The following is a 12,475-nucleotide window of genomic DNA, read 5'->3' as shown; positions in this document are numbered from 1 at the left end:
TAGGTTCCTTCAAGTGTTCTCAGCTCAGACTAATGTCTAATTTCCCATTTTCCTCCATTAGTTAGTCTTATCTACAGACATTTATGGAGGGAAGGGTCATGGAAATAAGAGGGAGTATCACAACTGGTGGCTATGAATGTAGCGAAACCTCAGGAGCATCTACAGTAACAACTTTTGGGCGGAGGGGGGCAGAAGCAGCTCGACCAGATACCGACTTAAGTCTAGGTGTTGGAGAAAGGACCGGAAGGGCAGAGAAACAATTATCAAAGCACGTCACTGTGTACATATGGCCATATAAAAGTAGACACCATATGGGACACTCCTCATTGAGCATCCATGACAGCAAGAAATCACCAGCTGAGCCGGAAACTTATGTAAGTTGGTGGCCTGAAGGGCAGGCATCTTCCAGACTCGAGCTTTATTTTGGAAAACGACCTCTTCATACAGTAGATTGTTATCTCAATGACAAGTGTAAAATGGTTAAAGAGTCAACGGCTGCTAAGTTACGTGCTGGAGAAGCTGCTCGTAAACGAATTGCTAGTGGTGTAGTAACACAAGAGTTAGTGAAAACTGCTGAATTTAAACCTAGAGGCACTCAAAAGCTGATAGACGAAAGCTTTGGACTCTATGGGGCAGCAGCATCTCATAAGGTTTACCTTCCTATAGCAGGTTTTAATAGCACAGACTCAGGTGATAGCGGTCAGTATTGTTTGTTTGGCCTTGACCAGAAGGCAATGGAAAGCGCTTGGGAAATTAAGAAGAGTAACGGTTTCTACCGTGCCTACAGTACTAAGGACAATTGCTCAGGTGCAGTTGCTGAGATGTTAAGATCTGGTGGAATGACGTTATTTATGAAGGGGCGTCATGCCAAATTATGCGACAACCCAAACAAGATTTGGGATGCGGCAAAACAGTTGAGTACAAGAATATCTCAGCTTAATGATGCAGTTGTGAAATATGAAAAAGATTTGCCTGGTGCTGTTGGGGAGGATGCCCATGCAACCGCTGTATCGCTAATTGAGACTCTGAAAGATTCTGAGGTTTCAGGGAAAATCGTAGCCAAAGCACTCAAAATTAAGAAGCTTTTAGAGGATCGAGGCAATCGAGTCTCTTTAACTTCGGCTGCGATTAGAACAATTCAACTTATAGAAAGCTTGGAAACAAACGATGACCCGAACTTGCAGGAATCTATAGCTGGTTTCAAGAAAGTTCTAATACAAATCAAAAACAATGCAATGGCACTAGATGGTTAATGAAAGATATAAAGGTTGGAGTCGATTTATTGGTATGACTCCAGCCTTTATATAAGAAATTAACGGCTCACGGCTTTAGCCTGGCCTAACCCTTTCAACGCCCAATACCGTGCCGGTTGATACCCCAGCGAACGTTGATAGTAATGCGCAGCTTCTCCCGGGCGTCCCCACTGCAAAAGCACATCCGCATACAGCTCGTTAGCAGGTTTTACCACCAGTGGAATACCATGTTCGTGCACCATGCGATCTTCCAGAATGCTTGCAGCGCGTAGCATGACTTCTGTCTTTTCTTCATTTCCTTTCGCTAACGCACCCAGCGCTTCTGCCAGGCTGTGCATTATCAATACGGCATCATGGGATGGTGGATCCAGGCCTTCAAGATCAAGGTGAATTAATCCCCGGTATTGTTTTAATGCTTTGTTCAGCCCGCTTTTATCATTTACTTTCCAGGCTGCGTAGGCATCTGCAAAAACATTGGCAGCCACAGCGCCAAGGCTGGCATCCATAGATTCAACAACAATGTTTCTGGCTTGCTTAAACTCTTCACTTTCTACTGGGGAATCCACCAGAAAGCCCGCCCGGGCGAACAACAGGTATTTTCTCTTGGTTGAGGTTGGTTTCTTTTTATAGAGAGCGTTGAGCTCTTCCAACACTTTATAAGCCTCACGCTCTTTTCCTTGTTGCAGCAAACCATAGGTAATCCAACCGACCCCGTGATATTCCAGGTTATCTTCATTCAAGCCAATATCTTTGATGCGCTGGAAAGAGGCAGCCCAGGCTCGCCGGTTAATATCCACGACTTTCTGCCAGTCGCCCTGGGTGTAGTAGTAATGGGAGGGCATGTGCAGTGCGTGAATGGAAGCCGATGATATGTTCCCAAAAGTTTCTGCTGCCCGCTTAGCCCAGAAACCCTGTACCGGATTTTCTGAGGCATGAATCAGGTAATGCAGTGCGCCGGGATGTTTTGGATTTTCCTTCAGCACTTCAACAAACATTTTGCGCGCTTCGCTATTCACTTTGAAATCCCGAACACCTCTGCGAGTGCCGAGAGTTGCGTAGGCGTAATAGACTTTAATTTCGAGATCATCCGGGAATTGTTCGTGGAGGGCTTTCAGTCTGTCGCGAAACTGTTGTAGCAGAGAACCTTCTTCATAAGGCAGAAGCCTATGACCATTGCCTTCAACCAGCAAGCGCCCGGCTTCGATCAACCCTTTTTCTTTCTCATTAATGCGTCGAAGGTCGGCATGTTCCAACATCCGTTCCAGTGCATCCTTTGCTTGCTCAGGTTCTTTGGCATACCAGACAAACATATGGCTGGCCATAATCTCGCCCCAGTAAGCCATGGCAAACTCAGGGTCGAGCTTTTGAGCTTCACGAAAGCTCCATGTCGCTTCAGGGAATTCATAGGTGTGAACCAGTTTTAATCCATTCAGAAAATGCTGGCGGGCTTTCTCATTATCGGTCGTTACATCCAGTGAAAGTTCACCAAGATTTTTGCCTCCCTGCCATGGAGGATACATGGCAACATCACCATGGTAGTGAGCAGAAAAGACAAGCTGAGCGAACAGAGTGAAAACCGCTAAAGCAGCTACCTTGAATAGGTTCATAGAAACATCCCTGTGCCTGAATCATTCTTTTCATTTAAGCACTGGATACACAAAGGGGGCGAAGCCATTTCATCAAATGACTTAGCCCCCTCAGAAAAGAAACAACTTCGTAATCAGTAACGAATCCAGCCTTTCCCTGCCAGCTGTTTCATAAACAGAATCACCCGCTGCTGCATGGACTCATAATTGTCACCAGAGAGCGCCTGCAGTTGGACAATGATTTCCTGAACTGTATTCTGACCATCAATCATTAGCCATAAACGGCTACCCAGCTCATCGAGATCTATGCGGGTAATTGGGCCTTTACCTGCCATCCACCGAGCAAAACGTTCCACCCGTTTGTTAGCATGAATCACTAACTGGATTTTGTTACCTTCCAGTTCGTTCCACTCGGTGAGTTCACGGTGTGGTTGGTTCAGAAGGAAATTACCCTTCTTCTCAGCAGTTTTTGTTTTGGCTGAATTCATTACTTTCACAATTACTTATTAAGCTTCTTTTTTACAGATCATGCTGTACAGCCAGAAGCCGAAACCGCAGTAGATCAGGCCGGCAGCAGTGTCACTGCCAGAGAGTGCAGGTATGAGATCAGACATATTGATATCGATACCCATGGTTGCCAGTACTGCAATCAGAACACCTGTGAGTGCACCACCAGCCACAAGGCCGGAAGACAGCAGAATGCCCTTGTTGGTCTTCTCTTCCAGCTCCGCTTCATCCTTAGCGAATTTACGGTTAATCAAAGAGCGGATAATGCCGCCAAAGAGGATGGAGGCGGTCATGTGGATTGGCAGGTAAACACCCAGCGCCACCATCAGTACAGGTAAACCAAGGAAGCGGAAGATCAGGCCCAGGAACATACCGGAGATAACAAATACCCAAGGCAGCTGGGCAGTCATTACACCTTTCAGTACCAGAGCCATCAACATGGCCTGAGGAGCAGGAACATCACTGGAACCAAGTCCGTAAGTGTCTTCCAGCATCAGCAGTACCGCAGCGGCAGCGAAGGCGGCGACAACAACACCAATCATCATGCCCAACTGAACTTTGCGTGGTGTGCCGCCAACAATAAAGGTTGCCTTCAGGCTTTGTGCCTGACCGCCAGAGTTGGAAACAGATACACAAACGACACCGGCAGCAATGATAGACATCATCATGCCCAGATCACCCACATAACCCATCACTTTCATGATTGCGGAAATCACCAACAGTGCAGCGATAGTCATGCCTGAAACCGGGTTACTGGAAATACCCACGTAACCAACCATGCGGCCGGAAACTACACCAAAGAAGAAGGCGAAGAAGATCACCAACAGAGCGCCAACCAGACCAACGTTACCGCCTTCCTGGCCAACCAGCGGCAACCACCACACCAGCAGGAAGCTGAGAACGCTGATACCAATGACCCAGCTGATAGGCGTTTCTTCGTGGTGACGCTTAACTGTGTCATTGCCACCAGAACCTTTCATACCTTCCATAGTTTCCGCAAAGGAACGGATCAGGGACGGGAGGGTTTGAATCAGGCTCAGGAATCCACCCGCAGCCACAGCACCAGCACCGATATAACGCACATAGTTGCTCCAGATATCGATAGGAGCCAGCTCGCTGATAGGCACAGCTGCAGGATAAACAGCAGTAGGAATGTAAGCGCCAAGGTAAGCGATCAGAGGAACCAGCACATACCAGGTGAGCATGGAACCGGCGAACATCGCCAGACCAATCTCAATGCCAACAATAAAACCAATACCGGCTGTGGAAACCACTGCGCTGATACCAAACAGGGAGCTCAAAGGTTTGATTGCCCAGGTTGGGCCATCAGACCACAACCCCATACCGCTGGACAGAAACTTATAAACAGAACCGAAGCTGATACCGGCAATCAAGGTTCTCATGCCCTTACCGCCTTCATGGGTGTTTACCATCATCTCGGTAATCGCCATGGCTTCAGGGAATGCCAGCTTGCCGTGCTCCTGCACAATCAGGTTACGGCGAATGGGGGCAATAATGTAAATACCCATGGCACCGCCGATAATCTGGATCAGCACCAGCTGCCAGAAGTGGGCTTCCACGTTCATGCCCTGGGAGCGCCAGATAAAGATGGCAGGCAGGGTGTAGATCAAACCACCAGCCAGACCTTCACCCATTTCGGCGATGGACTGGACCATGTTGGCTTCAAGAATACTGTCCCGCTCACAGATAATTTTCAGCAGGCCAACACCGAGAATGGAAGCTGGAATACCAGCTGCGATGGTCATACCGACCTGTAAGCCGAGATAAACATTCGCCAGCGCAAATACCGCTGCAAACAAGCAACCTATGAGAACAGCACGAGTTGTTAGCTCGGGCATAGCTTCAAGGTGGGAAACGTAGGGAACCAGATCATCACCATTCACGCCGCCGTAGGCACCGTGAGGCAATCCTTTGCCCTGCGCGTCTTCAACCGGGGCAGAAATGCCACCAGCCTGAATCGCTTCAGTTGACATTAAATACACTCCAAAGGAATCGCAGCCCGGCCTGCTATCGAACAACCGGGATTAGAGAGGGGGATTTCAGGGAGTGGTATAATGCGCGTATGGATTTTGTAATTTATTGACCTGCAACAACAAGCCGCTCCAAGCTTAACAGAGTGAATTAACTCACAAACTCTCTATGGACTGGTGCATTATCTGCAGAGGTGAATTAACACCTCTGCATTGATGACTTGTTATAGATTACTTGATTGTAGAGACAACTGCTTGAGCGCAAGCTTCATCGTGCTCAACATAACCACCTGCAACACCTACTGCGCCAATCAGCTTTCCACTTTCAGAGAAGATTGGAAGGCCACCACCAATCGGTAGCAAGCCAGGGAACTGTTTGAACTCTGGCTTCGTTTCAACAAACTCACCAACCTTGGCAGTAGGCATAGACCAGGACAGAGCAGTTTTGGCTTTCAGGGTTGCACCAAGGTATGCGCCAGGTAAAGCTTCATCCATACGGAAAGAGGCACGCATGTCTTCACCGCGATCAACAATAACCACCGCCATATTCCAGTTCTTCTCTTTTGCTAAAGCCTGACAGGCCTGTACACCTTTCAGGGCAGAATCTGCAGACAAATAAGGGCGGGAGTTTTCAGCCTGGGCATTGAAAGAAAACAGGGCGGTTATAGCTGCAACGGATGTTGCACGGATAAATGCTTTCATAAATTTACTCGAAAACTGATGTTTTTATTAGTGTCTGAATTGCTGTCCGAGTATATCAGTCAGATCTCTTTTGGCGTACCCAGCAGTTATTAACCAGAGAATGCTAACAGGCTTCACCATAGTCGACCTGCACTTCAGCATACCGTTCCTTTATCTTCAGAATTTCAGGTAAAACCTTGTGGAACGCCCTTACAAGTCTGGGGTCGAAATGAATATCTGACTGCAATTCAATCCAGTCTACGGCTTCTTGTACAGGCCAGGCTTTTTTATACGGCCGGTCGCTGGTCAAAGCATCAAATGTATCTGCGATAGCCACTATGCGTGAACTCAGTGGAATGTCATGGCCTCGCAATCCCGATGGATAACCAGAACCATCCCACTTTTCATGATGAGTCAGTGCTATTTCATGAGCCATTCTCATCAAAAATGAATCTTCATTACCAATTATCTGACTGCCAAACTCCGTGTGCATTTTCATGATTTTCCACTCGTCATCAGTGAGCTTTCCTGGCTTGAGTAGAATGTTGTCGGGCACACCTATTTTTCCAACATCATGCATAGGTGCTGCCAGAAACAGGAGTTCAACCCAGGAGGGATGTTCTCCAATTTCCTGTGCTATCAGGCGAGCATAGTGACTCATCCGGATAACATGCATGCCGGTTTCGTTATCTCTGAATTCAGCAGCACGCCCTAAACACTGAACTACCTGCAGCCTGGATTTGTGAAGTTCGTCTGTGCGGCTGGCAATGACATTTTCCAGATACCGGTTCTGGTCATACAGTGCGAGGTGGGTTCGTACCCGTGCTTTCACTATTTCCGGGCGAACTGGTTTCGCAATGTAGTCAACGGCACCAAGAGCAAGGCCGGTGGCTTCGTCTTCATCATTGCTCATGGCTGACACAAAAATAACCGGGATGTCCGCTGTTGATGCATTGTTCTTAAGCTGTCGGCATACCTCATACCCGTCGATATCTGGCATAACAATATCCAGTAGTATCAAATCTGGTTGAGGCGTAGCCTGAGCAATCTTTATAGCTTTGTTACCCTTAAGAGCGGCTTTCACGCGAAACTCTGGCTGCAGAATTTCCCTCAGAACATCAATATTTTCCGGGGTGTCATCAACAACAAGTACGACCTGTGTATCTGTCACACTTTGAACAGAAAACATATTTGTCCCCTTTTACTGCTCACTGATTACCGGAGTCATTCCGTGCTCTTCCATGAATGCATTCACCAGAGAAAGAGCCTGTTCAAAATCGTAATTTTCCAGAGCGCTGTTAATTGCTACCGGTTGTTCCGGATCTTTTGCAACCAGAACCATCTGAGGAGCGATAGCTGCAAAGCTGTCCAGAGCTTCGGTGTCATCTTCCATAAGTAACTCGCGGAGTTCAGTAACCTTCTCTTCAAGAAACTCTGACTCCAGAGCAGAAACAGTTTGTACGCTGTCCGTCGTATGATTCTGCTTTGATGTTTCATTCACAGTCATCTTTTCAACATGACAGAGAAGGCTATCAATGCCGTGTGTGACTTCTTCAATAGAAGCCTGAATGTCCTGTGCTCTGGCAATTAATCGTGGTTTGGCACTTCCTTTCTCTGTTTCTTCCTGTAGTTCTTTGGCTTGTCTGTACAGCTCTCTGGCACCAATATTTCCAGCAACGCCTTTCAATGTATGGGCAAAACGAATGGCTGTCTTTTGGTCGCCATCTTCAAGAGCCCTGAAATAATTGCGGGAGAAGTTTGTTTGATTACTGGTAAAGCGAGTCAGTATCTTCAAATACAGGCTGTATTTGTTCTGGCAAATCTCAAGGCCGGCCTGAGCGTCAATGCCTTTTAGAAGGCTCCAGTCCCAGACTTTGTCTTTCTCCTCCTTTGCTGCAGGCTTGCTGACTTCAGGTTTTTCTTTTTGCTTAGGCATTATCCAGCGAGCCATCTTGGTTAGCATATCTTCCACGTCTATTGGTTTTGCGATGTGGTCATTCATTCCAGCTTCAATGACGCGTTCACGGTCTCCAGTCATTGCGTTAGCCGTCATGGCCAGAACTGGTAAATCCTGCCATTTTGGGTTGGCTCTTATGAAACCGGTTGCCTCATATCCATCCATAATTGGCATCTGGCAATCCATAAGAACGCCATCAAAATCAGAACGAGATAGCCACTCCAAAGCCTGCTGACCGTCTTCTGCCAGCTCCACCTTCATGCCATTGCTGACCAGAAGATCCAATGCAAGCTCCTGGTTTATTTCATTGTCTTCAACCAGCAGGATTCTGGCTCCGGCCAATTTTTCCTGTGCAATTTCCAGTTTATGGCTGGCTTCTTTTTTACTTGTAGAGACCACCTGTTTTTCACCGAAAGCTTTTACTACGGCATCCATCATCGAAGATGCGGTCACTGGCTTGGTGAGATAAGAACGAATAGGGCTTCCCTGCCCATGCATGGTTGCGTAGTCCTGTCCAAAGGCTGTGACCAGAATGCAATGTGGAGGTTTCTGCTGACACTGGTCATTAATAAGCCTGGCAGTGTTCACTCCATCCAGGCCGGGCATGCGCCAGTCCAGAACTGCCAGATGAAAAGGTTCGGATGAAGCTTCAGCTTCGAGGATTTTCTGGAGGGCTTCGCCACCACTAGCGGCTTGCTCAACATGCATACCAAACTGGGCAAACATGGCAATCCAGATTTCCCGGGCTGTCGCACTGTCATCAACAACCAGAACTTTATGGTTTCTCAGGAAAGAAAGATCTGGTGTCACTCTTTTGGATTGAGAAATGCCAAGGGTAATAATGAATTGAAATGAGGAACCGGAATCAGGTTTGCTCTCAACCCAGATACGGCCTCCCATAATATTGATAAGCCGGTGGCAAATCGCCAACCCAAGCCCAGTTCCACCATATCTGCGTGTTGTAGAAGTATCTGCCTGGCTAAAGGAATTGAACAGGCGATTTATCTGCTCTTCTGTTAACCCAATGCCTGTGTCTTTTACCGAGATCTTCAGTTCAATATCGGCCTCTCTGCGCTCCAGGATTTCGGCAGATACCAGCACTTCCCCTTTCTCGGTAAATTTCACTGCATTATTGCCAAGGTTCAGAAGTACCTGGCCCAGACGCAGAGGATCACCAACAAGTTCGGGCATATCGGTAGGAAGTGAGAACAGAAGCTCCAGTCCTTTTTCCTCTGCGTGCAATCCGACAATACTGCTCATGTCACTCAGAACATTTTCCAGGCGAAAAGGAACCTGCTCCAAGTCCAGCTTTCCTGCTTCTATTTTGGAGAAATCGAGAATGTCGTTAATGATTCCAAGAAGAGACTGAGCAGAGCGATACACTTTATCAACGTAGTGTCTTTGCTTGCGTTCCAGACTGGTCTGCAGAACAAGTTGAGACATGCCAATGATCGCATTCATTGGGGTGCGGATTTCGTGGCTCATATTGGCCAGGAAGTCACTTTTGGTAAGAGAAGCATGCTCTGCGACTTCCTTGGCTGTTTTCAGTTCCTTCTCCATTTTCTGACGTTCGGTGATATCACTGAAAACAACAACACAGCCTTTGATTTGTCCCTGATGTTTAATTGGACGACAACTGTATTCAACATGGCACCGGCCACTGCCAGTCTTGAAAACAGCTTTGTAATCTGTCGATGACTTCCCGCTCTCCAAGGCCTGAAGAATTGGCAAAGTGGAATCCGATGATTCTTCGATTATCGGTAAAATAGGACGGCTATGGATGTCTTGTTCTTGGTAGCCAAGGACAGATAGAGCTGCATCATTAATAAACATGACGCACCCATTTTCATCTACGCCGAACAGCCCCTGACCGACAGACGTTAATATCAGTCGACTACGTTCTTCCAGCTTGCTGAGTTCTGCTGTGCGTTTAGAGACTTTCCGATCCAGCTCTCCGTTGAGGGTTTTAAGCCTTTCATTGGCCTGCCGCCCCAGAGAAAGCATGAACATGATGTAAGGGATAGTTGCTGTAAAAACGACTGCCAGAACAAACAAAAGCCCATACTTCAGTACCCGATATCCTCCGAGCACCTCGTCCTTATTCATTTCAGCAATCAAGCCGATTCCGATTTCTGGATTCCATAAAGCAACACCGCAGCTGTTGCTCTCGTCTTGGTTCTGATAGTGATTGAGTGCACTGATGCGAAGCTGTCCCTGATCTTTGCTGCCACTGAAGAAGGTCAGCAAAGGGTTTGATTTTTTAAGAGCAAAGTAGCTCCCTTCAGAAATGGAAGATTTGCTGGTATCCATAACCATTCCCTGTCGGTTTACAGGGCTGATTTCTACCTGTCCGGATACGGCTGTCTCCTGCAGGAAGTGCATAAGCTTTCTGGTGAAATTACTTTCACTGGCAACGAGAGCTATGGCTTCACCATCATCCCCATAGACGGGAGTGATTGTGTAACTTTTCCATATGCCAGATATTGCCCCAAGCCTCTTATCTGTCTCAGATGAAGTTCTATTCAAAGAAGGAAAGACCTTCGGTGATATCCAGTGTGTTTGCCCGAACCTGGCCTGCTGTAGATATCTTGAAGGTATTTCTGAGAGTGTTGTTTTTGTATTTCCAGAAATGAGGTTTCCATCAGTATCAAGAACCAACAACTCATTGCTGCTGAGTGAGTTATGGTACTCCCCCCAGAAACTATGTAACTGTTCCGTCAGGTGCTTCTTGTCATCACCCTGGTTTACGGATAACCCAAGAAGTTTTTCTATCAATGTGCGGGAGTAAGGTTTGTTAACCACATTCGAAATGCCGGCTTTTTCCAGCTGGAACATCCTGTCTACACGTTCATTGGCAGCTTCCAGTGCCAGTACCAGTCGGCTTTGAGCGCTTGCTTCTTCATGTTTGTAGTTGTACTCAAGGATAATCCAGGTCATTGCACCAGTAAGAGAAACAAACAGGGCAATACTGATCATCACCAGTCGAGCAAATTTGGGTGAGCCAAACGACAGGTGAGATGTATCCAGAGTGGAATGGCTAGCCATCACTCTGGAAATAATAAGCAGTAGAACAAAGACGATTACAAATAAGCCGGTGAGAGATACAACGGCAGTTGAGATGAAACTGTTAATTCTATCAAGGGATATCGAGTCCTGATGACGCTGAACAGTTGAATATCGATCCAGGATTGCCTGCCTCTTTTCCTGAGAAAACGTGGCAAGGAATTGATTAACTATCAACAAGAGCGGCTTTTGCTCATTTTGAATTAACCATCGAAGACTGAGAGCCGGTAAATCTGATTGATTAACGAGTTGTAAACTGCCAATGGAGTTAAGCTGCTGGAGGTGGCTGACAACTATTGGCGTTTCAACAACAGCATCGACATCGCCATTGAGCAAAGCCTGAATGCTCGTCATTAAACTGTCCATCTCAAACAGCCTGATAGAAGGATATGCTTGTCTGATCTTTGTTCCGGTTAGATGCTTTCGAGTAACAGCAACACTCTTGCCTTTAAGGTCATCAAATCTAGAAATACTGTGCTGGCCTGCACGAGTGTAAATAGCATCTTTAACCTTGAACAGTGGGTGGCTGAAACTGCCCAGGTTTTCACGGGATTTATCAAACAGGATTGATGCCAGTAAATCAATTTCCCCATCCTGAAAGCGCTTTATCAGCTCACTGAACGTGCCGGGTACAAACTGTAGTTCTATACCTGTGTCTTCCCTAAATTGCAGTAAGTACTCAGCAATAACCCCTTGAGGCTCTCCCGCATCTCCCATAGAAATAAGAGGCGCGTACTCAACTATTCCGATTCGCAAGATTTGCTTGTTCTTAAGCCACTGTTTCTGTTCTGCAGAAAGTTCGAGAGGAGCAGGTAGATGTTTTTCTGCATTAGTATGAGTGATAACTTCACTGAATATTTTCTCAGGGCTGTTTACTTCCTGAGCATGGGAAAAACTTGCTGTGCATATTACGAGAATAGCCAGAACGGCATTTTTTATACTACGTATACCGCAAATATATTGAGCAATGGATAGCCTTGGATACATCATCAGCCAACTACATAGAAACTTAATGACTGGATAAGAGCTTGTTAAACCTTAACGCAATCGGAAACAATTTTTTATTGAGTGATAAAAGGGTGCCTGAACAAGCTCACCATGATGGGATTCTATAATGACGAAAGCAAAACAACTATAAGGTTGAAGTGGAAATTCTATTAATATTTTCAAATTAATTTTTTAAGTATTCAGGTGTCGGCAGAAAAATAATTAATTAATAAGTATTGGTTGCAGTTTTATATGGCTATTAGTGTTAGGGCTATAGAGTAATGGAATGGGTTGTTTTAATAATTGGAATTTACTTTTATTTAAAGTGTGAATAGTTAAGTAGAAGAAGAAAAAATAATGATCGATTCATTATGCCTGAGTCTATGATTTGAACGTCTGGGCACTATGTTTTTTCTGAGAGAAATCTTTAATTTTTTAGTTGTTGTCTCG

Annotated in this window: 7 protein-coding genes; 1 reads left to right on the top strand and 6 read right to left on the bottom strand. The window is 46.2% G+C overall.

What is annotated here, in order from left to right:
- Positions 1–98: 98 nt before the first annotated feature.
- Positions 99–1,253, top strand: coding sequence for a hypothetical protein (locus ACY2RR_RS20205; protein ID WP_490109993.1), 1,155 nt, complete (start codon positions 99–101; stop codon positions 1,251–1,253).
- Positions 1,254–1,312: 59 nt separating this feature from the next.
- On the opposite strand, the gene ACY2RR_RS20200 is transcribed toward ACY2RR_RS20205, so the two are convergent.
- The 6 genes from ACY2RR_RS20200 to ACY2RR_RS20175 all read right to left on the bottom strand — a co-directional run bounded on the left by ACY2RR_RS20200 (position 1,313) and on the right by ACY2RR_RS20175 (position 12,028).
- Positions 1,313–2,860, bottom strand: coding sequence for a tetratricopeptide repeat protein (locus tag ACY2RR_RS20200; protein WP_490109992.1), 1,548 nt, complete (start codon positions 2,858–2,860; stop codon positions 1,313–1,315).
- 113 nt (positions 2,861–2,973) lie between these two features.
- Entirely contained in the window at positions 2,974–3,327 is a 354-nt protein-coding gene (locus ACY2RR_RS20195) for a PqqD family protein (protein WP_490109991.1), read from the bottom strand.
- A gap of 18 nt (positions 3,328–3,345) precedes the next feature.
- Positions 3,346–5,340, bottom strand: a complete 1,995-nt coding sequence (locus tag ACY2RR_RS20190; RefSeq protein ID WP_490109990.1) for an OPT family oligopeptide transporter — start codon at positions 5,338–5,340, stop codon at positions 3,346–3,348.
- A gap of 228 nt (positions 5,341–5,568) precedes the next feature.
- Positions 5,569–6,039 carry a GlcG/HbpS family heme-binding protein gene (locus tag ACY2RR_RS20185; protein WP_490109989.1) on the bottom strand — a complete coding sequence of 157 codons (471 nt, stop codon included), beginning with the start codon at positions 6,037–6,039 and terminating at the stop codon, positions 5,569–5,571.
- 103 nt (positions 6,040–6,142) lie between these two features.
- Positions 6,143–7,207, bottom strand: a complete 1,065-nt coding sequence (locus tag ACY2RR_RS20180) for an HD domain-containing phosphohydrolase (protein ID WP_490109988.1) — start codon at positions 7,205–7,207, stop codon at positions 6,143–6,145.
- A 12-nt stretch (positions 7,208–7,219) separates the two neighbouring features.
- Positions 7,220–12,028 carry a response regulator gene (locus ACY2RR_RS20175; protein WP_490109987.1) on the bottom strand — a complete coding sequence of 1,603 codons (4,809 nt, stop codon included), beginning with the start codon at positions 12,026–12,028 and terminating at the stop codon, positions 7,220–7,222.
- Between the last annotated feature and the right edge of the window lie 447 nt (positions 12,029–12,475).

Source organism: Parendozoicomonas sp. 2304DJ65-17 (assembly GCF_058148445.1).
This window is presented reverse-complemented; position numbering and strand designations above follow the sequence as displayed.